26 protein-coding genes and 1 tRNA gene are annotated in these 24,314 nt (G+C 54.1%); 20 read left to right on the top strand and 7 right to left on the bottom strand.

All coding sequences use genetic code 11. From position 1 onward, the window contains the following. The first annotated feature begins 4 nt into the window (after positions 1-4). From GOV88_RS11305 to GOV88_RS11360, 13 genes are all read left to right on the top strand, one after another. Positions 5-808, top strand: a complete 804-nt coding sequence (locus GOV88_RS11305) for an XdhC family protein (RefSeq protein ID WP_171240495.1) — start codon at positions 5-7, stop codon at positions 806-808. A 106-nt stretch (positions 809-914) separates the two neighbouring features. After that, the gene (locus GOV88_RS11310; protein ID WP_171123979.1) at positions 915-1,367 is read left to right on the top strand and encodes a CoxG family protein; all 453 of its coding nucleotides are present in this window, start codon (positions 915-917) and stop codon (positions 1,365-1,367) included. A gap of 118 nt (positions 1,368-1,485) precedes the next feature. Continuing rightward, complete coding sequence (locus tag GOV88_RS11315; RefSeq protein WP_171240496.1) at positions 1,486-2,481, top strand: hypothetical protein; 996 nt, start codon at positions 1,486-1,488, stop codon at positions 2,479-2,481. A 226-nt stretch (positions 2,482-2,707) separates the two neighbouring features. Continuing rightward, positions 2,708-3,907, top strand: coding sequence for an integrase arm-type DNA-binding domain-containing protein (locus GOV88_RS11320; RefSeq protein ID WP_171240497.1), 1,200 nt, complete (start codon positions 2,708-2,710; stop codon positions 3,905-3,907). Continuing rightward, positions 3,904-4,320 carry a hypothetical protein gene (locus GOV88_RS11325; protein WP_171240498.1) on the top strand — a complete coding sequence of 139 codons (417 nt, stop codon included), beginning with the start codon at positions 3,904-3,906 and terminating at the stop codon, positions 4,318-4,320. The genes GOV88_RS11320 and GOV88_RS11325 overlap by 4 nt, the downstream gene beginning before the upstream one ends. 76 nt (positions 4,321-4,396) lie before the next feature. Continuing rightward, a complete protein-coding gene (locus GOV88_RS11330; protein WP_058275772.1) occupies positions 4,397-4,588 on the top strand; it encodes an AlpA family transcriptional regulator in 192 nt (63 codons plus the stop codon). A gap of 3 nt (positions 4,589-4,591) precedes the next feature. After that, on the top strand, positions 4,592-4,753 hold the full coding sequence (locus tag GOV88_RS11335; protein ID WP_171240499.1) for a hypothetical protein: 162 nt from the start codon (positions 4,592-4,594) through the stop codon (positions 4,751-4,753). Further along, a complete protein-coding gene (locus GOV88_RS11340; protein ID WP_254449220.1) occupies positions 4,750-5,361 on the top strand; it encodes a hypothetical protein in 612 nt (203 codons plus the stop codon). Before GOV88_RS11335 ends, GOV88_RS11340 begins: the two co-directional genes overlap by 4 nt. A gap of 12 nt (positions 5,362-5,373) precedes the next feature. Then, a complete protein-coding gene (locus GOV88_RS20495) occupies positions 5,374-5,631 on the top strand; it encodes a toprim domain-containing protein (protein ID WP_256368393.1) in 258 nt (85 codons plus the stop codon). Further along, positions 5,618-7,090, top strand: a complete 1,473-nt coding sequence (locus tag GOV88_RS11345; protein ID WP_171240500.1) for a YfjI family protein — start codon at positions 5,618-5,620, stop codon at positions 7,088-7,090. The genes GOV88_RS20495 and GOV88_RS11345 overlap by 14 nt, the downstream gene beginning before the upstream one ends. Further along, positions 7,087-7,455, top strand: a complete 369-nt coding sequence (locus GOV88_RS11350; protein WP_171240501.1) for a hypothetical protein — start codon at positions 7,087-7,089, stop codon at positions 7,453-7,455. Before GOV88_RS11345 ends, GOV88_RS11350 begins: the two co-directional genes overlap by 4 nt. After that, a complete protein-coding gene (locus tag GOV88_RS11355; protein WP_171240502.1) occupies positions 7,443-7,946 on the top strand; it encodes a hypothetical protein in 504 nt (167 codons plus the stop codon). Before GOV88_RS11350 ends, GOV88_RS11355 begins: the two co-directional genes overlap by 13 nt. Before the next feature lie 253 nt (positions 7,947-8,199). Then, a complete protein-coding gene (locus GOV88_RS11360) occupies positions 8,200-8,535 on the top strand; it encodes a YegP family protein (RefSeq protein ID WP_171240503.1) in 336 nt (111 codons plus the stop codon). Positions 8,536-9,155: 620 nt separating this feature from the next. Here GOV88_RS11360 and GOV88_RS11365 read toward each other — a convergent pair. After that, positions 9,156-9,419, bottom strand: coding sequence for a hypothetical protein (locus tag GOV88_RS11365; protein WP_170778357.1), 264 nt, complete (start codon positions 9,417-9,419; stop codon positions 9,156-9,158). Between the two features lie 298 nt (positions 9,420-9,717). Here GOV88_RS11365 and GOV88_RS11370 point away from each other — a divergent pair, with 298 nt between their 5' ends. Continuing rightward, entirely contained in the window at positions 9,718-10,011 is a 294-nt protein-coding gene (locus GOV88_RS11370) for a hypothetical protein (RefSeq protein WP_170385064.1), read from the top strand. Between the two features lie 1,400 nt (positions 10,012-11,411). Next, a complete protein-coding gene (locus GOV88_RS11375) occupies positions 11,412-12,161 on the top strand; it encodes a hypothetical protein (protein WP_254449222.1) in 750 nt (249 codons plus the stop codon). Positions 12,162-12,480: 319 nt separating this feature from the next. Here GOV88_RS11375 and GOV88_RS11380 read toward each other — a convergent pair whose 3' ends face one another. From GOV88_RS11380 to GOV88_RS20355, 4 genes are all read right to left on the bottom strand, one after another. Beyond that, entirely contained in the window at positions 12,481-13,449 is a 969-nt protein-coding gene (locus GOV88_RS11380; protein ID WP_170803829.1) for an SMP-30/gluconolactonase/LRE family protein, read from the bottom strand. A gap of 63 nt (positions 13,450-13,512) precedes the next feature. Beyond that, positions 13,513-14,472 (bottom strand): glutaminase, encoded by a 960-nt coding sequence (locus GOV88_RS11385; RefSeq protein WP_171240504.1) that lies wholly within the window; start codon positions 14,470-14,472, stop codon positions 13,513-13,515. Further along, the gene (locus GOV88_RS11390; RefSeq protein ID WP_171240505.1) at positions 14,450-15,889 is read right to left on the bottom strand and encodes a sodium:alanine symporter family protein; all 1,440 of its coding nucleotides are present in this window, start codon (positions 15,887-15,889) and stop codon (positions 14,450-14,452) included. Before GOV88_RS11390 ends, GOV88_RS11385 begins: the two co-directional genes overlap by 23 nt. Before the next feature lie 391 nt (positions 15,890-16,280). Then, positions 16,281-16,823: a murein L,D-transpeptidase catalytic domain family protein gene (locus GOV88_RS20355; RefSeq protein WP_217358918.1), complete on the bottom strand. Its 543-nt coding sequence runs from the start codon at positions 16,821-16,823 to the stop codon at positions 16,281-16,283. A 683-nt stretch (positions 16,824-17,506) separates the two neighbouring features. Here GOV88_RS20355 and GOV88_RS11400 point away from each other — a divergent pair. From GOV88_RS11400 to GOV88_RS11410, 3 genes are all read left to right on the top strand, one after another. Further along, positions 17,507-18,442: a serine hydrolase domain-containing protein gene (locus tag GOV88_RS11400; protein WP_371808236.1), complete on the top strand. Its 936-nt coding sequence runs from the start codon at positions 17,507-17,509 to the stop codon at positions 18,440-18,442. 507 nt (positions 18,443-18,949) lie between these two features. Continuing rightward, positions 18,950-20,059 carry an HlyD family secretion protein gene (locus tag GOV88_RS11405; RefSeq protein WP_171240507.1) on the top strand — a complete coding sequence of 370 codons (1,110 nt, stop codon included), beginning with the start codon at positions 18,950-18,952 and terminating at the stop codon, positions 20,057-20,059. Positions 20,060-20,218: 159 nt separating this feature from the next. Then, entirely contained in the window at positions 20,219-20,476 is a 258-nt protein-coding gene (locus GOV88_RS11410; RefSeq protein ID WP_171240508.1) for a hypothetical protein, read from the top strand. A gap of 88 nt (positions 20,477-20,564) precedes the next feature. Here the strand turns inward: GOV88_RS11410 and GOV88_RS11415 are convergent. Further along, positions 20,565-20,651 (bottom strand) — tRNA-Leu (locus GOV88_RS11415). A gap of 197 nt (positions 20,652-20,848) precedes the next feature. On the opposite strand from GOV88_RS11415, the gene GOV88_RS11420 reads away from it, so the two are divergent. Further along, positions 20,849-21,832, top strand: coding sequence for a complex I NDUFA9 subunit family protein (locus GOV88_RS11420; RefSeq protein ID WP_171240509.1), 984 nt, complete (start codon positions 20,849-20,851; stop codon positions 21,830-21,832). Here the strand turns inward: GOV88_RS11420 and GOV88_RS11425 are convergent, their stop codons facing one another. After that, a complete protein-coding gene (locus GOV88_RS11425; RefSeq protein ID WP_171240510.1) occupies positions 21,833-22,636 on the bottom strand; it encodes an undecaprenyl-diphosphate phosphatase in 804 nt (267 codons plus the stop codon). Positions 22,637-22,866: 230 nt separating this feature from the next. On the opposite strand from GOV88_RS11425, the gene GOV88_RS11430 reads away from it, so the two are divergent. Next, positions 22,867-24,300 (top strand): NAD(P)-dependent oxidoreductase, encoded by a 1,434-nt coding sequence (locus GOV88_RS11430; RefSeq protein WP_171240511.1) that lies wholly within the window; start codon positions 22,867-22,869, stop codon positions 24,298-24,300. Positions 24,301-24,314 lie beyond the last annotated feature (14 nt).

Consider the following 24,314-nt stretch of genomic DNA (forward strand, 5'->3'; position numbering starts at 1 on the left):
CCCCATGGCAAATTTCGACATATTCGACACGATAGAAGAGCTTCGCCGGACAGGCGACGCGTTTTGCGTGGCAACGGTTTTACGAACGGCGGATGCGACCTCGGCCAAGGCGGGCGGCAAGGCGGCGATCACACGGGATGGGCAGATACTGGGCCATTTGGGTGGCGCGTGCGTTCAGCGGGCCGTCAGGACATCGGCGCAGGATGCATTGTCCAGCGGTGCGCCGCAGATGATCCGTATCAAACCTTCGGACAAGGTGGTGAGCATGACGGACCCGGATGGTGTGCAGACATTCAAAAGCGGCTGCCCCTCGGGTGGAACGGTTGATCTGTTGGTGGAGCCTTATCAACATGCGCCACGTTTGGTGATTTTCGGAGGGTCGCCAATTGCGTCCGCTCTTGCCGATCACGCGGCGCTGGCCGGGTTTCGGGTTTGCGTTACGGAAACGGGCGGGGCACATGCACAGTTCGAACCGGATTCTGTCGGCGATCTTGGATTGGAGGCGCGGGATTTTGTTGTTGTGGCGTCTCAGGGGCGCGGTGATGCTGTGGCGCTTGAGGCCGCACTGAACACACCGGCGCGGCGCGTTTCCATGGTGGCCAGCCGTCGCAAAGCGGACACGCTGGTCGACAAGCTGGTGGCAAATGGGCTGGATCCGGCGCGTGCAGGTCAACTGAAGTCCCCGGCCGGTTTGGATATTCACGCTATTGATCCGCATGAGATCGCCCTGTCGATCCTGGCCGAAGTTGTGATGTGGCGGAACACGGACAAGACAAGAGAGGTGTCTGAGGATGAAAAGCTTGCTTAAACGCGTGCGGTCCCTGTGGCCGGCACGCGTCGAACAAACCCCCAAACAAGCGACGGAAACCGCACTTTTGGTTTTCCCGAGATGTTGTTGAACAAAGGAAGTATAAATGGAACTGTCTGACGAAATCCGCATCGCGGCCCCACGTGATGTCGTATACAAGGCTTTGAACACGCCCGAGATTCTGCAGGAATGTATTCCCGGTTGCGAAGAACTGATCCAGCATTCACCCGAGGAGCTTGAGGCCAAAGTTGTCCTGAAAATCGGCCCGGTCAAAGCGCGCTTTGCCGGACAGGTCACGTTGGATAACTCGAACGCGCCCGGTGGGTTTTCGTTGACCGGTGAAGGCAAAGGGGGCGCTGCTGGCTTTGCCAAGGGCGGGGCCGAAGTGACGTTGACCGAAGACGGGGCCGAAACTGTGCTGGCTTATACCGCCAAGGTCGATGTTGGTGGCAAGATCGCCCAGCTTGGCAGCCGGCTGATTGCTGGCACGGCCAAAAAGCTATCAGGCAAGTTCTTCACCAAGTTTGGTGAGGTCGTATCGGAACAGGCCGTTTCCTGACGGAATTGGGTTGGTCGGGTCAATTGCCCGGCCAATTCGGACGCAATTCAGTTGACCGTAGGCGCATTCGGCGCAATCACCGTAGTCATGGGCGTGATGCCTGTGGCAGGAGGCTTTGGTGAAAAACAGCGCGGTGCTGGAACAATTGGAAAACAGGATTGCAGTCCGCCCGAATGACTTGCAGGCGATCCGCCGTCTAGTCACACTTTTGGACATGTCAAATAGCGCGCAGGGTGTTTCCGGTGCATTTGGACGGGCCCAATCCAAGCTTGCATCTACACTGCCCAAAGACTGGCAACAGGCGTTTTTGGATCCGTCGGAATGTGCTCTGGCGTACAAAGGATGGCTAAATGTCCTGAAATCCGCAGGCATCAAACACGCGGTGCCGGTCGCTCAGGTATTTTCAGGTCAGGTCCTGAAGGTTCAGGGCAAAGTTCCTTATTGCGACGCGCGTTTGAAGTTCTTTGCAGAAACCAAGGTAATCCCGGCGTTGTGCCACGGTTGTTACAAGGTGCAGATTTTACCCGAATCGCTGGAAAAGATGATCCAGGCGTATCTGGTGCTGCTGAACCTCGACCTTCCCGGTGACAACACCAGAAAGTGCATGATTGAACTGCGCGACGGGATCAAATACCCGTACAAAGGCTACATCTATTGCAACAGCGCGGATGAGGCCAAAGCCTGTCTTGCCGCCTTTGAGGTCAAGTTGGCGGAGTTCGGTGTGTCTGGCCTTCATCAGAAGATCTCTCACGGCTGTTCGGAATACGGGCTTGAGTATCCGGCGTTCAAGTATTCGGAAGACGCAGAGCAGACCGAATTTGAAGCGCCGAAGGATTGGGCCGCAATCGAAGAACAGTACTTCAAGGGCACGAAGTTCCCCAAGCCGCAAATCAAAGCCTACACAAAGCCATTTATCAGTTTGCGTGACGTGTTCGTCTTTCGAACCTGGGCAAAATATGCCCAGTTGATCGGGGATGAAACGGTAACCCCCTACATCGCGCAGGGCGGTCCTGATTTACCAGCTCAGTTCGTGAAACGGGTCAAGGCGCAATCGGCGACACGAAACGCCGAACTGACAGAGCTTGCCGCGATGTCTCAAGGGGCGGCAGGCTGATCCAGAGAGGCCAAAAGCCGTCTAATACAGTGGGTTTTTCAAATTTCGGGGGATTTGGTGCCCAGGAGAGGCACATTATCTTTATATCAAGTCACAACATATAGTATCATCAAATTGCGCATTTTTGGGTAACAAACTGCATTACTTGTATTTCCTGATTGCATCCCGTCTCAATCATTGCCATCAAAGCGCAAGATGTATTGGGGGATAGATTGGGGGAAAGGTTTTGCGGTCTGTTAACAAGTTGACGAATGTAAGCCTGAAAAACCTGCCTGCCGGGAAGCATGAAGATGGCGCAGGTTTGCGGCTGGTGAAGCAACCCGCCGGATCGGGGCAATGGGTGTTTCGCTTCACGGTGCATGGTCGCCGCCGTGAGATGGGTCTGGGGCCTTATCCTGACATTTCCCTGAAAATTGCGCGTGAGATGGCGACAGAAGCGCGTCAGAAGGCGCGACAGGGTATTGATCCCATCGCCCATCGTGAGGCCGAACGGCGCGAAGCCGAACGCAACCTGCATCTTCTGGCAGATGTGGCGCGGGATGCGTATCAAGCGCGTCAGGCAGAACTGAAAGGCGACGGAAAGGCGGGCCGGTGGTTCTCACCTTTGGAAATCCATGTGCTGCCGAAGGTGGGCAAGCTTCCTGTTTCGCAGGTGGACCAAATCGCGGTGCGGGATGTACTGGCCCCGATCTGGCATGAGAAGGCCGAGACTGCCCGGAAAGCCGCCAACCGTCTCAACATCGTTCTGAAACACGCCGCAGCACTGGGTCTGACCGTTGACCTGCAAGCGGTGGACAAGGCGCGGCAGCTTCTTGGAATGCAACGCCACGAAGCCAAGAGGATCGAGGCGGTGGCATGGCAGGAGGTGCCCGCCTTCTATGCGACCCTTGGAGAAGGTGTGACCGAACTGGCCCTGCGCCTTCTGATCCTGACCGGCGTCAGGTCTGCCGCGATCCGCTTTGCAACCTCTGAGCAATTCGATCTCGATGCCGGTATCTGGACGATCCCGGCGGCGCATATGAAGGGCCGTAAGGGTGCGACTGATGATTTCCGGGTGCCCCTGACCGATGAGGCCATGAAGGTTGTGAGCCAAGCCCTGCGCCACGGTGGCGAGGTGATGTTTCCAGGACTTCGAGGCAAACCGATCAGTGACATGACCATGAGCAAGTTTATGAAAGACCGAGGCATGGTTGCGCGTCCGCATGGGTTCCGATCATCACTCAGGACATGGGCAGAAGAAACCGGCCAACCCTTCGAGGTGGCCGAGACTGCGCTGGGCCATATGATCGGCAACACTGTAGAGCGTGCCTATCAGCGATCCGACCTGATTGAACGTCGCCGCCCCTTCATGGCCGCATGGGCCGATCACGTCACCGGCAAGGGTGGTGGCGCAGATGTTGTGCCTTTGAATGAGGTGCGGGGATGAGTGAGGATCAAGTGCCCGAATGGTGGGGCGAAGTGATAGAGGTAGAAATTCGGTCAAAGACGGATGCTAAGCGCATAGTCAAACTTTGCCGAGAGGGTGAATTGCAAGAGACGTGGAAGCCGCAATGGTCAACTTATCTCACATACGATGGGCGCATAAGGCTGGCCGACTTTGAACGCGCCCAAGATGTTCTAATGGGGGTAGCCGATCCCGGTCCCGGTCACCCCCGCGTCTATGATCGCGACCGGATACGAGAACTGGCAATGGAAATTGCTGAGGAGTTGCCGAAGCCAATCAACCGAAGGGAAGTGTGTCGGCAATTAGTTGAGCGTTACAACGACCACCCTAGACTGAAGAACCCTGAAGCGGGTTGGCTTCAAGGGCTTGTCCGCGAACTTTTTCGAGAAAAGTGACCTAGCCAAAAATCGACAGCTATGTTTCCAACCTGCCAGCGTCACACCTGAGAAACAAATCTCAGGAGGTAACAAAATGCCAAAGTGGCTCAATGATCAACAGGTTTCGGAGCGTTACGGGTGGAGCAAGGCGACAACGTGGCGCAAGGCGAAGCAAGGTCTAATCCCCGGTCCGGTGAAGATCGGCGGTCAAACGCGTTGGAACGCTGACGAACTGGACGCCCACGACGCGACCTTAATCGCTACACGGGACGGGGAGGCGGCGTGACCCATGACCAACACATACGAAGCCCCGCGCGCTGGGCATAGCGCAACGGGGCAGGCTGTGTCTGTGGACAACGGACACCGTGAACTTAATGCGCAAACCTGCACATGGCAACGGATTGGAGAGGTGCTGGCCCGCATGGGGTTCACTTTCGAGGTGGCGTCATGAATGCCCGTGACCTGACCCTGAGCCTGTCCGGGCGCTGGCACGGCAGCTATGGTGTTACACCCTGTCCGGTCTGCCAGCCCGACGCGCGGCGCGATCAGTCTGCATTGACCCTCTCAGATAGCGATGATGGCCGACTGCTAGCCCATTGCAAGAAATCCGCTTGCACCTTCACGGCGATCTTGTCTGCGGCAGGAGTGACGACAGGTGACTATCGCCCGCCTGATCCTGCAACACTGGCCCAGCGAGACGCAGAGCGGCGTCAGGAGGGCCAGAAGCGGGCGGATCAGGCGCGCAGGTGCTGGGAGGAAACCGAACCCATAGAAGGTACCCCTGCTGAGAATTATCTGCGCGGCAGGGGAATCACATGCCCCTTGCCACCTTCGCTCAGGTATCATCCGGGGTGCTGGCATGGACCGACTGCAAAGCGGTTCCCAGCGATGGTTGCGCGGATCGACGGCGGCGACACCTTCGCGATCCACCGGACCTATCTGCACCGCGACAACACTGCCCTGACAGATAGCCGCAAGATGATGCTGGGCCGTGCGCGTGGCGGTGCTGTGCAGCTCTCTGACGGCCATTTCCGCTTGGCCGTGGCAGAGGGCATATAGACTGCCCTGAGCCTGTCCTGTGGCCTTCTTGAAGGCCCTGCGACGGTCTGGGCGACACTCAGCACAAGTGGAATGCGCGTGCTGACCCTGCCGAAACGAAAGGGCCGGCTGACGATTGCACCTGATGGCGATGAAGCGGGCAAATCGGCAGCACATGCACTGGCCGAGCGGGCTCATGCGCTGGGGTGGAAGGTGGATCTGCTGATCCCGCCCGAAGGTTACGATTGGAATGATGTTGTACAGGAGAATGTGCGCCATGACTGCGCCTGAACCCACACCATTTACGCCAGAGGGACCGCAACCCCTGATCCGCGAAACCGCTGACGCAGCACCTTATCCGGTACATGCACTGGGGCCGCTGAGAGGTCCGACAGAGGCCATCGCAAAGGTGACGGAAGCGCCACCTGCCATGTGTGCTGCAAGCGTTCTGGCTGCCTCTGCGCTGGCAGTGCAAGGGCTGCATGACGTGGAGACACTGGGCGGGCCGCGTCCTGTGTCCCTTTTTCTGCTGACCGTGGCGGAAAGCGGTGAACGTAAAAGCACCGCTGACAAGCTGGCGATGCAAGGTGTCCGCGCCTTCGAGGCCAAGCTGCGCCCGGAGTATGATGAAGCACTGGAAAGCTATCACCGGGAACATGCCATCTGGGAAAAGCGCAAAGCTGCTATCCTTCGCGGTGCTGGTGAAAATCAGGCCGCAACCCGTGCAGATCTGTGCGACCTTGGACCTGAGCCTGAGCCACCCCTGCGTCCGTCCATTGTGACCGGATCAGCAACGGTGGAGGGGATCGTGAAGCATCTGCCAGTACTGCGCTCGTCACTGGGGATCATGACTGATGAAGGTGGTTTGATGCTGGGTGGTCACGGCATGAAGTCTGAGAACAGATTGAACACCCTCGCGACCTTCACGGCCATGTGGGACGGATCGACACTGGACCGATGGCGGGCAGGTGATGGCATTGCCAGCTATGCAGGACGGCGGTTCTCATCGCACCTGATGATCCAGCCCAGCGCGGCAGAGGAATTCCTGGGCGACCCGCTGGCAAACGGTCAGGGGCTTCTTGCAAGGTTCCTGACCTGCCGCCCCGTCAGTCATATCGGGCACCGCCTGAGACTGACGCAGGACGCCGATGCAATGGCAGAGGTGGACCGCTTCGCAAAGCGGATCGAAGGGCTTCTGTCGCACCCTATGGCGTTTGCAGAGGGACGCAGGAATGAACTTGCGCCGCCGGTGCTGACGCTGGCCGAGGATGCCCGGGGTGTACTGACTGACTTTTCCCGTGAAATGGAACAGGCCCAAGCGCAGGGTGAGACCTTCGAAGATGTGCGCGCCTTCGCAAGCAAAACGGCGGAACATGCAGCGCGTCTGTCGGCGGTTTTTACGTTAATCTGCGAGGAAACTACGGCAACCGTCACCGGTGAGACGATGGCTGATGCAGTCGAATTGGCGCGGTTCTATGCCGATGAAGCAGCCCGTCTGCAAAACGCTGCGGTGACCCCGCCGCATATCGCTGATGCCGAACTGATGAAACGGTGGCTTCTGACTTCTTGGGCTGAGGAATTTGTGACTGCTGGCCTTGCCGCCCAGCGCGGGCCGAACAGCCTCAGGACGGCAGAGAAATGCAGAAAGGTGTTTGCCCTTCTTGAAAGCCACGGTTGGCTTGTTCGTGCAGATGGCGCGACGGTGGATGGCAAACAGCGTAAAGAAGCATGGCGGGTCGTGCGGTCATGAAGCGGTTTGAGTTTGCCCCCTATGAGACCCTTTGGCGTGTCCAGGCGAAGATCGAGGGCCGTAAACGCGAAAACGCAAGTGATACGTTGCTAACCGCTAATCCCGCGAAAGTCGCTAATCAGGAAGGGCACGAAGCGGATGGATTAGCAGGATTAGCGATTAGCAGCATACGGCAGGACAAAATCACCGACGCCGTGGATCACTTCGAAGAGCGCGCCGCGATCCGCGAATATGATGGAGGCCAGAACCGATCCGAAGCCAAGGCGGCAGCATTGATCGAAGCCGCTCGCGCCGCCTGTATCGTAGTGACCGATCTGCGGACAGCTATAGCCGCCAGACGTGAGGGAAAGGCATGGGAAAGGTAGAAAAACCCGCCAATCGCGGGATCGAGGTCAACCGCACCGGCGAAAACGAGATGCACGTAAACGTCCCTGATCCGCAGGTGCTTCTCGATCTGTTCGGCACCGGGGATCAGGGGGTTGCAGGTGCGCTATTGGTGCAAGCCCTAGGTGCCTGCGGCACTAAGCATGAACCACAGGCCCAGCAAGGCCGCGACTTCATGCTGGCGATGATCGAGGACATGGCCCCGCGTGACGCTGTGGAACGGATGCTGGCAGTGCAGATGGCCGCGACGCATGCTAGTCTCATGAGCATATCCAACAAGCTGAACAGTGTGGACAGTCTGCACCAGCATGAAATCTACGAGAGATCATTCAACCGGTTGGCTCGGACGTTTGCGGCGCAGGCCGAAGCCATGCGAAAGCATCGCAACGGTGGACAGTCAAAAGTGATCGTTGAACATGTGACCGTGAACGAAGGCGGGCAGGCGATTGTGGGCCAAGTGCAGAAAAGCTGACATTCGCGGAAATACATCTGTAGGACCGCTTTGAGCCCAAAGGAGACGTTCGATCGGTCTCGTTTCTCTCCCAGCAGTGAATGGCAGACCAAAACCCGGAGCGAGCAAGTTCAATAGTACACAAGAACAATTTGTGCCCGAAACCTCACGTTCGTTTTCTCCTTACCCAGACCGGTTGGAATAAGATTTTTCTTGCCATGTGAACGGCCGTTTCCGAAATTGACCTTCTAAAAGCTTTAGGGAGAAAGCTGTGATGGCTGAGAAATTTGAACTATTCACTGACAAGGCAGGAGAGTATCGTTTTCGACTGAAAGCAGGGAACGGCGAAATCATTCTTGCCAGCGAAGGTTATAAACAAAAAGCCAGCGCAGAAAATGGTATCAACTCTGTCAAGAAAAACGCCAACGACGATAGCCGCTACGAGCGCAAAGACACTTCTGCCGGAAAACCTATGTTCAACCTTAAAGCTTCGAACGGTCAGGTAATCGGAACAAGCGAGCAATACAGCAGCGCTTCAGCTAGGGACAAAGGTATTGAGTCTGTCAAAAAGAACGCGCCTCAGGCAAAGGTCGACGACCTAACAATCTGATAAGCGAGGCCCAAAAGAATTGCATCTGTATTGCTGGGAGAACTTGTCTTAAGGCGAAAAGAAGGCTTGTACTATACCAACGCCAGAGGCTGATTTGTCCGCATAGAGTACGTACGACCTCAAGCTACCATGAAACAAAGGCATGTTTGCAGGGCGATCCAGAGGCATTCCAGATTGATAGACTTGCCGGCATGAAAATCTTGAGAGTCCACCCTACATTTTTCCAATTGCCGTCACTATGCCCCGTTTGAGGCAAGGTAAGTGGACAACAAAAACAATTAAAGGCGGCTCAAAAGCCGCCAGTGTAATAAGAATAGAGGGGGCCAGGATTAACCCAACATTAACAAACTTCATAAAACAATACTAGAAATATGTTAATCGCCGCAGCATCTTTTGATTTCATACCAAAGTCTACATTCGTCAACGCCATTTACATCCAGCCAATTGTTGCCCCGATGTGGAGCAAAAGTGGAACAAATGTATGAGCAGATGGCCCCGCACTGAGTTTTCAGGATGATTGGGGGCAATCTTCGAGTGGCCGAACGAGCACGGCGTCGAACCACCTGATAATGTTTTGCCGACCGGAACGGAACTACGCGGACCGATCGGACACCTTTAGATCAGTTGGTCCCGGTTTCTTCAGCTTCAGCTTTGTGAAAAACCAAAAGCGTTACAAACAGTCCTCCGATCAACAGCATGTGACCGACTGCAGAAACTCCAAATACAAAATAGCTGCCGACCATCAGTGAGAAGATTGCGCTCCACATCCATGCCAGCAGTTGCATCAGCATGTGGGCAGTTGGCAAAGAATACTTTTTCAACGGGTTTTTGGTTTCATCCATCACCGAAGCCCAGGATGATTTTACGTCGAAACTTTTGGTCATGACTTATCTCCCTTCTTTAAGGGGTACGGGTCGAAATGCCCACCGGACCAAAAACAACTTCCCGGACGTTTGCGTCGGAGTGCTCAAATGAAAAAACACGCATGGAGGCGGGATGGAGTAAATCCCGAAAACATCCCGAATGTGGTGTGCGACTTTTTTAGAAGCAAGAATTACAATTTTGGATTCATCGCGAATGGTTTTTCAAGTTCTTTAAGTTTGTCCTCAAATGACGGCTCATTGATCCACTGAGTGATTAGCGGCGTATCTTCTACACACGTCACTGGGAGGAGAATTCAACATGACGAAGGTAGTTTACGCTGCTGTAGCTGTAGTGGTTGCAATGTCGGGTACAGCCGCGTTTGCTGGTGGCAATAGCGCCAATGCAAAAGCAATGACCGAAAACATCAAGACGTTCAACGGAAACACTGCTGCGGCACTGCGCCCCGGAAGTGGTACAGACTTTGAGCAGCTTCCGGGAAACACCGGTTGGGGCAACGCCGGCAGCTTTGCTACTGGGGCGGGTCTTGTCGGCGAAGGATTTACGTCCGGCGGACAAGTATCCAAATCGGGTAAGAGAAAGAACGATCGATAAATTGATAATGTGTTGCGCTGCTGGTAATAGCGGCGCAGCCTTGGCGATTTCGCCCGAGACACGGTGCTGTGTCGACTCCAAACCCCCACTAAACGTTCTTTGCCAATGGAACCGGACATCTCAGGTCCGGTCGGTCACCGTTGAAGACTACGAATGTCGGAAAACGCCCCGTGTGTACCAGCTTTCGTTTTATTGCCACTCCAACCAGCGTTCTATGGATTTCTGGCAAAAAAGTACCCTGCAATGAGGTGGTGCTAACCAGTCCACGTAGGGTTTCAGTGGGCAGCTGAACCCATTATCGATACGCGTCATGTCTAAAGCTGGAATGCGAAAAGAAACTGCACCCCGCACTGAGGCGAGGTGCAGTCACTCACGAGACGATTCCGGATGGGACTGCGGAATCATGATTCCGGATTGGACCTCGGAATCTTAAAGTATACGGCCTATTTAGGAGATCGGATCAGATTGCCCGTACTGCGGTTCAGGGCTGCGAACCAAAGTACGGGCATTGTCCAGTTGATAATGAACCAGACGTACCAATTACGGCTTAAGGTCTTTAGTGGATGAGAAACGTATTAAGGGAGCGTGCTGTTCATCCATCGTCGGCGTCGTTAAAGATACTTACCGCAACCGTCTCAAGATTGTGGGGACTAAATATATCTTCCTCGACCCAAGCCTTGGCGCTCGCTGGGATCGCAAGTGCAGCCGCTAACGCGAATGGTATTATTCTAAGCATAACCCGTGCCCTCACTATATTTGACCGTCATATAAGCCAGATGAGTTCAAGCGGCGTGCGAGTTGATGCCAATTTTTCAGACAGTTGGCAGCTTTCCGGCGCAAACCCTTAAACCCGTGCCACCAGCTGGATAGAGGGGACAAAATTGGCAGCACGGGCCGTTCCGCGAGTGATGTAATAGGAATACGTAAAAGCGGACAGCACAGACGTGCGGCGGACTGTCACTACCAAAACTAAGCCCCGCGCCGCCCGGGGATGGACGATAAACAGACAATAGACGGACGCGGGGCGGTAGTTAGAGGAGCTCAACCTACCAACACATTCCCTAGTCTAAGAACGTCACGCTTTTGTGACAGTTTAACGACAGTCTATTCACTCTTGGAGCTGGCCCAACCATGTCTGGAGCTACAAATTCGTGCATTGCCGCGCAGCGGCGAACGACCAGTTTGTCCGCACTGCGGTCACTGATGCGCTGCGCAGCGAAGGACTGTTCCGAGCCCTTAGCCGCCGTTCCGTCTTGCCGAGAATTTAAACCGAGGCAATACGTCATGAAACGATCAAAAACTTTGAACTCTGCTTTGAAAGCCTATTGTGCTTTTGATCTGATCTTACGGTCACTGCGTATCAAAAAATGTACATGTCGAGTTATTGCTGGGATGGCACTTTGATTGGCAACAAGCGAAGCTTTCGTAGCAAAATGGGGGAAGAGTCAATCGCCCTTATTCTTGGAAGCGCTCCAGACGCAATTCGCGCGGTTACTTGGCCGAAACGAGACAAGTGCAAAATTGTCAGCATAAACAATGCATGGAGAATTCGGGATGACTGGGACTATAGTGTTTATCCTGATGACTTTCCCACACAGTATAGACCTGACCGGAAGAGTCACGCCCAGAGGCTGATTGACTCATCAATTTATGTTCCGGCAAACAATCAGTTTGGTGGCGTTGTATATGCTGGTGCGACAATGGCATTCACGGCTGGATATTGGGCTCTCAGCGCACTGAAACCTACAGTCCTAGCCTACTTGGGCTGTGACATGGTCTACACGGGACGAAACACGCATTTCTATGGGCAAGGCAAACCTGATCCTCTTCGTGAAGACATCACTTTGTTATCTTTGGAAGCCAAATCAGCAAGGCTTATGACGATCGCTGCCCAACAGCACTGCGCGTGCGTCAATCTCTCGGAAGAATTGGAAAGTCGTCTGCTTTTCCCAAGAGTCAGCCTCACGGCGCTAAGCGGTGATTTGCAGCCAACCAACTATAGCGCGGAACTTTCACGCAAAGCCCTGAGCCTTGAAAACGAGGCTGGTTACTTGATCCAGGATGGTAAGTATTGGGAGCACTACGCCTCCTTTGATAAAGACATACTGGCGGAAATAGATCGACTGTGGCTGTCTGCCGTGGGAGTGTAATCGAGTCGTCAGTTCCCCTTTCAGCGAAGTGAACTTTGATTTTTCGACGTTAGCTCGCCATTGCAACAAAACTACACTGTTACCTAGTCACTTGATCTCCACCTCTGACACATAGCCGAAGTCGAAATAGATTTGCTGGCTGATAACTTTCTTTCGTATTTAGGTGACCGCTTGGTCCGCAAAGTAGACGTTAAAGCAAGTTGCAGCGAACGACCGCACCGAGCCCAAAGTTTTCACTTAAAAAGGGAGCCAGGAGATTTGAGAGCGCATTAGGTAAACCGCTATTTTTAATCGCGCAGAAGCACTTCTGAGAGTAGTGTTATCCTCCCGCCATGCCAGCTACGTTGACATAGAGGGCGTACACAGAATGGCTTGCTGCCATGAAAAGCCGGCTGTTGGCACGGCCTCCAAAGCAGAGATTGGCACATCGTTCAGGCAAAGCGATGCGACCTATAGGAGTTCCATCAGGGGCAAAGACCATCACTCCGTCCAGTTCGGCATCACCCATGCCCCAACCGCACCAGAGATTACCGTCCACATCCACGCGGAACCCGTCTGGCGTGCCAGAACCTGCATCGATTAGCACACGCTTGTTCTGGATCGAGGCACCATCCGTGTTCACGTCATAAGCCAGTATCTTTCGAGACGGTTCACCACGCGATTCAACAATGTAAAGCACGGTCTCTTCGGGGCTGAAGGCCAAGCCGTTTGGCCCTAGAATGTCATCGGCTACGACTTTCAGTTTTCCGGTGTCGAGGTCCAGTCGGTATACGTTCTGGCCTAACTCTGGTTCGGCGCGATGACCCTCATAATTGCCCGAGATGCCAAACGGTGGATCGGTGAACCAGACACTGCCGTCGGATTTGACGATCACATCGTTGGGCGAGTTGAGTAGCTTTCCGTCAAAGCTCTCGGCTAGCACAGTGATTGAGCCATCATATTCTGTACGCGTAACCCGTCGTCCACCGTGCTCGCACGTTATCAGGCGACCTTGCCTATCCCGGGTCTGACCATTGGCGAAATTCGACGGCTGGCGAAACGCCGAAGACTGTCCGGTAACCTCGTCCCAGCGCATGATCCGGTTATTTGGAATATCACTCCATAGCAGATAGCGCCCGTCACCGAACCACACTGGCCCTTCACACCAGCGACAACCAGTTGCCAATCGTTCTACGCCGGCCAACGGCAGCTTGTATTTATCAAACCGTGGATCGAGTGTCACAACGGAGGGATCTGGATACCGTTGGGATGGTTGCCAGCTATTTTCGAAGTCATTTTTGTCCGTCATAGATCATCCTCAGTGTGGCGCCTGCTCAAGCTATGTAACTGGTCTTGAATTGAACAGGGCACGCTATGCACTCGGTCCAAAGATCGACCACCCCGTGGCGCGCACCAGCTCTTGAAATGCTATAGTCGCCATATGGGAGTTGCCTTTTTGATCTAGCCCGGGGCTCCAGGCAACTACAGAAGCGATGCCAGGTACAATGCACAAGATTCCGCCACCAACACCGCTTTTCGCTGGAAGGCCAACACGGAAGGCGAACTCTCCCGAGGCATCGTAAGAACCACACATCATCATAAGTGCGGTTACTCTTTTGGCTCGTTGTGGGGACAATACTTTAGCGCCGGTGGCCGGATTTTGACCCGCCGCAGCAAGAAATCGACCAGCTAATGCTAACTGTTCACAATTCATGGCGATGCTACACTGGCGAAAGTACATAGACAGAACATCTTCTACGGATGCCTTTAGATTGCCTTCCGCCTGCATAAAATGCGCAAGAGCGCGGTTTCTGGACCCAGTTCGCATTTCAGACTCTGCAACTGACGCATCGACCTCGATCGAGTTGTCCTGCGATAGCTTTCGGCACAATGCCAAAAGGTCGTTGACTGCTTCATCAGAAGACCGGTCTTCGAGCAGAACATCGGCCACTATGATCGCACCCGGGTTGATAAACGGGTTCCTTGGGATTCCCCGTTCGTGTTCAAGCTGCACGATTGAATTGAATGGATCACCGGAAGGCTCTCGGCCGACTCTTTGCCACAAAGTGGCACCAACCTGTTGCAGCGCCAATGTGAGCGAGAACACTTTTGAGATGCTCTGAATTGAGAATAGCGTACCAGCGTCCCCAGCGGAAATTAGCGGGCCGTCGATTGGTGCAATGGCAATACCGAATTGGTTTAGATCAACTGTGGCGAGTTCTGGAATATATTGCGCCACTTTCCCCCTCTCGGACATGCCGGCAACGCGATCTGCGATATCGTCCAAGATTTCTTGAAGTCTTTCGCTCTCAATGCTTTTGGGTTTCGGCATGGATCTCCTCCGTCCAGACAGTGTGATCTACGCCCTTACCAAGCTCGGGAAATTTGCTTGCAACAAAGCGAGGTTCAAGGTTCTGTCGGCGTTGCGCGAAATAATCCACCGTTAGTTTGTAGACGGTGCCAGACAGCAGTACTATTGCCACCAAATTGATGGTTGCCATTATTCCCATGGCCGCATCCGCGAAATTAAAAACTGTGGCAACAGCTTGCACTGCGCCCCAAACAACCATTGCAAGGCAGCCCAAACGCAAGATGTAAATCGGCAGGTTCCCTTCCAATTTTAAGAACGTCATGGCGTTTTCAGCATAGGAGTAATTACCAAGTATGGATGTGAAGCCAAAAAAGACGATGGCAATCGCTATGAAGTGGCGACCGATTTCGCCGAGATGGACCGCCGCCGCGTCTTGGGTCAGTCGCATTCCGGTAGGTCCATCAATTTCGATTGCGCCTGACAGAAGAATTAGCAATGCAGTTGCCGTCGCGACCAAAATTGTATCCACAAAACACCCAAATGCCTGAACGAAACCTTGGCTGGACGGGTGGTGGGGCTCAGGTGTGGCAACCGCCGCAATGTTCGGTGCTGACCCCATCCCAGCTTCGTTGGAAAAAAGTCCCCGTTTTATGCCGTTAAGGGCAGCTGCCATGACGCCTCCTGTCACGCCACCAGCGGCTTCCTGAAGGCCAAATGCCACTGCAACAATCGACCACAACATAGAGGGTACTTCGGAAATGTTCAGGACTACCACAACACAGGCAAGCAAGAGGTAGAGACCCGCCATGAGCGGTACAACAATCTCTGCGAACTTCGCGATGGTTCTAATTCCACCGAATATGACCACCGCTGCGGCTGCGGCCAGCGCTATGCCAACGACCAATTTGTTCAACCCGAATGCGCCCTCGAAAGCTTCGGCGATCGAATTGGATTGGACCGCGACAAAAACCAAACCAAAGCTGACTATCAGGCAGATCGAAAAAATGACTCCGGCCCAAGGAGCATTCAAGGCCTTGGCCATGTAGAACGCTGGGCCTCCTCTGAATCTGCCGTTGGACGATGTGACTTTATAGAGTTGGGCCAAAGTACTTTCAGAATAAGCCGTGGCCATTCCAACCAATGCTACGATCCACATCCAAAAGATGGCGCCCGGACCTCCTAAGGTCAGGGCCACAGCTACACCAGCCAGGTTTCCAGTGCCGACACGTGAAGCCAAACTGACTGTCAGCGCTTGAAACGGAGTAATACCTCTTTTGTCCGTACTCTTCGAAGACGTGAGTACGCGCACCATTTCCCCAAAATGAAGAAACTGAAGTGCGCCAAGACGAATTGTAAAAAAGATACCCGTTCCAAGAAGTCCGTAAATTAATACGTAGTTCCAAAGAACCGTGTTTATGCCATTAACCAATACTTCCATAGCACGCCTCTTGATAATTCAAGCACTTCCCGGAAGACAAAAACAGTCTGCCTAGATTTTCATCATGCACAAAGATGCGAAAATTGTCAGGAATAAGCTGCGCAGTATCAATAAAAGGTTGACGTGGATAGCACTGAAATTGAGGCACAAGCCTATGGCTACGTATCTATTTGGTAATTCGCTCAGCAGTAGTTCACGCCAAGTGCTGCGAACGACAGGGTCGAACCCAAAGGGGCAAATGCTGCGCTTTATGCGACTGTCCCATTTGATTGGATTCTTCGGAAAGCGGCAAAGCGTTCGTACAATCCCAGTGCAGCCGACGGCTGCTACTAGCACAAAGCAGAAATGCTTGAAGCGCAGCGTGCTCTTAAGTTGTCCTGCGCTGTTTCAACTAGTTGCAGATAGGCAATTCTAGTGGCCGTTGTTTAGGCAAGGAAGCTCTCCAACTATTAATGATCGGTTGGAGGCTACTTTTGGGCCAGAACTTTGGTGCGCCTATTGCTTGCAAGCAAGCTGCGTTCCAATAAACTCCTGCTCGCGATAGTGATTTCCCCTTTTTTACAGCCTTGGCGACAGCATTGATATCCTTGGATTCCGGGTAGATATACAGGGTCGTCGGATTCCCTTCCACAAGTGCCAATATCTCTTTTGAGGCAGACTGTGACCAGGTTGTGCAACCATTGCTACGGCCACCAGTGTAGTTCACAAGTTTTCCGTAGGGGACATAGCCGTCGTTATCTGCATGAGTGCTTCGAGGATTTTTGAACCTACATTGCCACCTAAGGAAAACAGCGGGATGGCCTCCAATGGCGCGCTCCCGAGCATTGCTCGTTTCTCCTTCCCCATCAAACAAAAGAAAGGTGCGGTAGAACGGCTGCGTTTTGCCGGAATGACTGTAATAACCTTTGAAAGACGTGCGGGTTTCAGCCGTCACATAGGCACCTCCGGCGGTAAGTTTAGATCCTTCTGCATTGCTGAAGTTCTTCGCGCATTGCCGACCATTCGAAAAATTGGCGCCCCTTAGTTTTCGGCCATTTCCATAGCCGGACGAAACCGCTCGGAAGGAATTTTGTGACTCGCAGATGACGTAAAACCGCTTCGCGGGATTGCCGTTTCTTGCAGTGCTGGGGCGGGTTGCATCCTTGGCAAGGTAGCAGGGGTTCCTTACTTCGCCTCGTCGTACTTTCTCTATGTAAAGCGCTCGCGCCCTGTTCAAAACGATCGGTGCGATTTGGCCGTCACCCGTACCCACGTGTTTTTGTAACCACGCTGGGACATCTTGCGATATCGCTTCGACGCGGTCAGGGAGGACGCCCGCCGAGATGGCAATTGTAGTGGCAGTGAGTGTGAGACGGAGTGAATTCGGTAGCAACTGGAGATCTCCTGCTAGAATGTCCTCCCGGCCAGTCTAACACGGTTCTTATACTTCACGACGCCAGCCAAGTGTACCAACGAAGCTTAGTGTTGCCACAAATCCCCCACTACGTTTTTTGGGGGGGCTAACATTTTGCGCAATTAGGCTGCCATGTTGCGTAGAATTCTGGACATTCAGAGTTTAGCTTCCAAATAAATGCTATGACCACACGTCGAAAGTTCTTGTTCTCAACCGTAACCGCAATGGCTGCTCCATACATAGCGCGGGGACAAACGGTAGCGCTGAATAATGTGATAAGCGGTCTGCCGCAGTTGCGTTCACTTCAAATTCAACGCGGAGATGACGTTATTTTCGCCAAGACTCAACAGGGTGCAGGCCTAGACAGGCCTGCTAACATAAAGTCCTGTTCGAAAAGCATTGTGGCTCTGTTGCTTGGGACGGCGATCGATCGGCAGGAAATCCCATCTGTAGACGCCACACTGCGGGAGGTCGCTCCGCAGCTCTTGCCTGCTAATGCTACACCCGGCTCCGAAAGTATAACCATGGAGGACCTGGTGACGCTGCGAGCCGGTCTCGAAAGAACCTCTGGCAGTAACTATGGGGAATGGATCAGCTCTCCTAACTGGGTCGCGGATGTATTGACACGGCCGATGGTTGCTGAGCCAGGACGACAGATGCTCTATTCCACTGGATCAACTCATGTTCTTGGTGCAGCGTTGACCGAGGCTGCCGGCCAAAGTCTTTTGACACTCACGCGTGAGAGGCTGGGAATACCTCTTGGTATTGAGATACCTGCTTGGACGAGAGATCCACAGGGTTACTACCTAGGAGGCAATGAGATGGCAATAACTCCAAAGTCGATGTTGAAGATCGCGGTGTTGCTTCGGGACCGCGGGGCCTTTGCTGATAGGCAAATTATTCCTGAAAGCTGGGTCTTGGAATCGACCAAGCCATATGGCCGCTCGGCTTTCTCTGGGTTAGACTATGGGTATGGTTGGTTTCTGACCCCTTCGGGTTATGCTTTGGCGCGTGGGTACGGAGGGCAAATTTTCGCTGCTCATACTGACCGAAACCTAGCCGTAGCAATCACATCTGATCCTACTCGTCCTGCTCGTTCCGGAGGGTACTTTGGAGAATTGGTAAGATTATTGGACGGTCCAATTTTGAACGCCACCTAATTAGAACTTTCTATGGAAGTCGCCGAGTGCGCTACAAGGGTCAATATCCGCAACGGGCGCTTAGAGCATTAATGTCGTCGAGTTTCCTTGATTGAGCCCCATCTAGTTGAGAAAATCGACGCGGAATTTAATGGCCACGTCGACAACACGGTTATACCCAGATTGGATAGAGCTCGCCGGATTTCCTCCTCCAAGTTCGGCGAGCAATTGAAAAAACCTTTCCAGAAACAACTATAACCGAATGGCTCTCACAGCCGACATTAACCAGGGCTGTACGATCACAGATAAAAGTCAGCTTTGTCCGCACTGCGGTCACTGATGCACTGCGCAGCGAATGGCTGTTCCGAGCCCAAAGTGGATTTTCAAAATTCTTAACCCGTATGGACGACGAGCTGACTGTGGGCATTGGAAAATCGCATAGTATTGCGAGCGTGCTACGGCCTATCCCTAGATTTTTGTCGCTTCCTTAATGCTATAGTGAATTGGCTTGGTTTCGGAGGTTGGTTGATGCTCATCGTCTTAAGTCTTTACTTCGGCTTGATTTGGTTGGTGTTTTCTAAACTCCAATGGCTCCCGTGGAACGGGTTTTGGAAAACGGTTGTCTACGCTGGAGCAGCAGTGATTGCTCTTGTCGTAATAGGAGCTCTGAATCACACGACACCCACTGGTCCAGTTTCAGTTCAAGGGATTGAGACAAACATCGCACCTAACGTATCCGGAACTGTTGTCGAGGTGGCTGTCGAGGCCAATCAATCCGTTAACGAAGGTGATCTACTCTTTAAAATTGATCCTGAGGTTTTTGCTGCTGAAGTGTCACGTCTCGAGGCCTCTCTTGAAACGGCTAAGTCTTCGGCTGACCAGTTACTGACTGATCTCGCTGCAGCCGAGGCTGAAATCGAGTCTTTGAATGCCCAGCTTCTCTTTGGGCAGCAGAGGCGCGACGACATCATCCAATTGGAAGAGCGAGGCGCATCGACAACCTTTCAACTCCAAGAAGCCGTCGCTACGATTGATCAATTGACCGCGAATATCCGAGCAGCTGAAGCGCGCAAGAAGGGGCTGGAGCGTCGAATTTCCGCTACGATTGACGGCCGAGACGCCGCAGTTGTGGAAGCTGAAATGGCGCTCGAGCAGGCCAGATGGAGCCTTGAAGAGACAGAGGTTCATTCACCCGGAAATGGCGTAGTTTCTGCTGTTACACTACGGCCTGGAAACCGCGCCACTACGTTTCAAGGTGCGATAACATTTATTGATCCGTCGGATTTTGCAATTGTAGCCTCCCTTCCACAATCGAGCCGCCAAAACGTAAACATCGGAGACGAGATTAGGTTGGCACTGCGGACACAGCCTGGCACAGAGCTCTCTGGCATCATTGTTGCTTTACCGGTGGGATCCGCCGAGGGGACACTTGATCTGCGCGCGGGGCTTCCTTCAATACGAGAGCTGGCTGGTATTTCTAGCTACCCAGTGCTGATCGAGTTATCTGAGGTTTCCGATTTGGAAGATCTTCCTTTTGGTACATCAGGAACAGCATTGGTAATGACTGAAAAAGCAGGCGCAATCGGGGTTCTTGCCGAAATCCTATTCTGGGTAACCAAACAGTTGAATTATTTGTAGCCTTTGGACGTAGTTCAACTGAACCATTCCCTTTTTCATGTTCGGCTTCGTTCACTATGCGGAAGTTGTTCAACTATCTTGCCAATGGCCGCTTTTGGGTAAGACAATACTATTGCCAGCTATTTCTTGCTATCCCACAGATCGCACCAGGAGGGGGCAATGCCGAAACCTGACACTAACCCCATGTACCTTGTCGAATTGATGAATGCAGCGCCCAGATGCAGGGCTACATCTAAGCGCACGGGCGAGAGGTGCAAAGGCCCTGCGGTGCGCGGTTGGACCGTCTGCCGATTTCACGGTGCGGGCGGCGGCGGTCCGCACGGCGAGAGGCATGGGCAATACCGCCACGGCGGCAGGACACAGGATGCGCAGGCGATCCGCAAGCTGGCTATGCTGATGCACCGCACCCTGCAATAGCCGTGAAAAATTTGGGGGATAAATTGGGGGAAAGGTCAGCGTTGAATGCGTTTAAATTTTTAATATTAAACATTATTTTTTTTGAAAATGGTGCCCAGGAGAGGACTCGAACCTCCACGTCCATACGGACACTAGCACCTGAAGCTAGCGCGTCTACCAATTCCGCCACCTGGGCAGGTGTCGTGGAGGGGCGTTTAAGCCTACTGGCGGTGGGCGTCAACCAGATTCGGGAAGTTTTTTGAAAGTTTTTTGACGGACGCCCAAGGTCTGTGGAACAGGGCGCGGATATCCTGAATGCGCGGCGTTATTGCGCCTTGTTTGCTTGGGATTTGAGGGGTAGATCGTGTATGACCCATCAGCAGGAGCCCTCGCATGTCCAAACTGGTCACGATTTTTGGCGGATCCGGATTTGTTGGCCGATACGTCGCCCGGCGTATGGCGGGTGAAGGGTGGCGCGTCCGCGTGGCCGTGCGGCGCCCGAATGAGGCCATGTTCGTCAAAACTTATGGTGTTGTGGGGCAGGTCGAGCCCATATTGTGCAATATCCGCGATGACGCGTCGGTTGCTCTGGCGATGCAAGGCGCTGACGCTGTGGTCAACTGCGTGGGTGTGCTGAATGAGCTGGGCAAGAATGAGTTTGACGCAGTGCAGGCCGAAGGCGCCGAGCGCATTGCGCGGCTGGCAGCGCAGCAGGGTATAGCGCAGATGGTGCATATCTCTGCGATCGGCGCGGATGCGGTATCAGACAGCCAGTATTCGCGGACCAAGGCGCTGGGTGAAGCTGGGGTTCTGGAGCATATGCCGGGCGCGGTCATCCTGCGCCCTTCGGTCATATTCGGGACCGAAGATCAGTTCTTCAACCGCTTTGCCGGTATGACCCGGATAAATCCGTTCCTGCCTTTGGTGGGTGCTGAGACTAAATTCCAACCCGTTTTCGTGGACGACGTGGCCCAAGCCGCCGTGAAAGGTGTTCTGGGACGGGCTCCGGCTGGCGTGTACGAATTGGGTGGACCAGAGGTAAAGACGTTTCGTGCGTTGATGCAGCAGATGCTGGACGTGATTCACCGGCGCCGGGTCATAATTGGAATGCCGTTCTGGGTGGCGCGGATCATGGCCGGAGTGCTGGACATCGTGAAATTCGTGAGCTTCCAGCTTTTCCCCAACAACATCCTGACCCGTGATCAGCTTAAGAACCTGCGGCGCGACAATGTTGTGTCAGAAGGTGCGATGGGATTTGCCGATCTGGCGATTGAGCCATCGACTTTGGAATCGGTGTTGCCCGAATACCTGTGGAAGTTCCGCCCCTCGGGTCAGTATGACGACATTCAAAACTCGGCGAAGAACCTGAAGATCTGATCAGCTATAGGCGATGATCAGTAATGCTGCGCCCAGAATGACCCGGTAGATCACGTAGGGTGTGAAGCTGACGCTTCGCAACAGGCGCATCATCAGGGTCAGGGCGAGCAGCGCTGCAATGAAGGAAAAGAAGGCAGCGATAGCCCCGTCAATGGCCAGTTGCGCATCAGCTTCGCGGATCACATCGACCGACAGCAAAATCCCCGAAGCCAGAATTGTCGGGATCGACATCAGCATGGCGATCCGGGCACCGTCCTCTCTGGTATAGCCCAGATGCCGCGCGCCCGTGATGGTGATCCCTGACCGCGACGTGCCGGGTATAAGCGCCAATGCTTGCCAAAGGCCCATAATGGCCGCATCCCTGATGCCCCAGTCGCCGGCCTTTTTCGTCTGCGGCCCCTTCTGATCCATCCAGTAAAGTAACAGACCAAATCCCAGCATCGTCCACCCGATTACCGTCATTGATCGCAGCGATTGGCTGAGGCCCGTCTTGAACAGGATCGCACCGACGATGATTGTGGGAATCGTCGCGATGATAAGGCTCATAGCCAGACGCGCTTCGGCAGAATCGATACGCCCCATCAGGGCGCGCGGCAGGCCGGAGACCGCCTTCTTGACCTCGGACCAAAAATACAAAACCACAGCACCCAAGGTGCCGACATGGACAGCGACGTCTATGGCGAGACCCTGATCATCTAAACCCGTCAGGCTGGGCAAAAGGATCAGATGACCAGAAGATGAGATCGGCAGGAATTCAGTGATACCCTGAATTATTGCCGTGAGAATCAATTGAAAAAGGCTCATCGAATTGCCCGTGCCACCGTCACGTTTTTATTGTGCTCACTGGGTATAAGTGTGATGCGGAAAAGAAAAGAACACAATTAGGTCCGAATCGGAACTAAAAAGGTGAAGTTTTTTCACTCGGATGACTCCCAGCGGCAAAAATTTTGAAAATAGGTCAGTACAATTGACTTTTCATCCGATCTTGTATCTCTTAAAGAAGGTCGACCAAGCCAATTCATGGAGTCTGACCCGTGGCCAAGCAACCGATGCTGAAATTTGTGCAAGTCGATCGCGCCATGCCCGAAAAGCGTGCCGCGGACACGCGCAAGGAAGACTTTGACGAAATCTATGCCGAGTTTGCCTCAGCCAAGGCCGAAGAACAGGCCAGTCGCTGCAGCCAGTGCGGTGTGCCCTATTGCCAGTCGCATTGCCCACTGCACAACAACATCCCTGATTGGCTGCGCCTGACCGCGACGGGCCGTTTGGAAGAGGCGTATCAGACCAGTCAGGCAACCAACACCTTCCCCGAGATCTGTGGCCGGATCTGCCCGCAAGACCGTTTGTGCGAAGGCAATTGCGTGATCGAACAGTCGGGCCACGGTACCGTGACCATTGGCACGATCGAGAAATACATCACCGACACAGCGTGGGACAAAGGCTGGGTCAAGCCTGTTGTACCGGGTGCGGAGCGTAGCGAAAGCGTGGGTATCATCGGCGCGGGTCCGGGCGGACTGGCGGCGGCGGATATGCTGCGGCGTGCAGGTATTCAGGTGACGGTTTATGACCGTTACGACCGTGCAGGTGGCCTGCTGATGTACGGCATTCCCGGCTTTAAGCTGGAAAAAGACATCGTACAGCGCCGCAACAATTTGCTGGCCGACGGTGGCGTAACGTTTGAGCTGAATTGCGACGTCGATGCCGCAAAGTTCGAAGAAATCCGTGGTCAGCACGACGCGGTGATAATCTCAACCGGCGTTTACAAATCGCGCGACCTGTCCATGCCGGGCAGCGGTCTGGGTGGCATCGAAAAAGCCATCGACTTCCTGACTGCCTCAAACCGCAAGAGCTTTGGTGACGATGTCGAAGATTTCGACAATGGCCGCCTAAACGCCGCTGGCAAAAAGGTTGTCGTGATCGGCGGCGGGGATACCGCGATGGATTGCGTTCGCACCTCGATCCGTCAGGGTGCGACCTCGGTCAAATGTCTGTATCGCCGCGACCGCGCTAATATGCCCGGTTCGCAGCGTGAAACCCAAAATGCCGAGGAAGAAGGCGTGGTCTTTGAGTGGCTCAGCGCGCCCAAGGGCTTTGCCGGCGACGACGAAGTCACAGGCGTGATGGTGCAGAAGATGCGCTTGGGCCAGCCCGACGCAACCGGCCGTCAGGCCCCCGAGGTGATCGAAGGCGCGGACTATGTCGAAGACGCCGATTTGGTGATCAAGGCGCTTGGCTTTGAGCCCGAAGACCTGCCCAGCCTGTTCGGCCAGCCCGACCTGCCGGTGACACGCTGGGGTACCGTGAAGGCCGCCTTCCAGACCGGCGAGACCGAAATGGACGGCGTCTATGCCATCGGTGACATCGTGCGCGGGGCCTCTTTGGTCGTGTGGGCGATCCGCGACGGGCGCGATTGTGCCGATGCGATCATCGACCGGTTCAACGCCAAGGCTGCAGTCGCAGCCGAATAGACCCAGCGATCAGG

The sequence above is a fragment of the Ruegeria sp. HKCCA5491 genome, assembly GCF_013034565.1.
Taxonomy (GTDB): Bacteria; Pseudomonadota; Alphaproteobacteria; order Rhodobacterales; family Rhodobacteraceae; genus Ruegeria.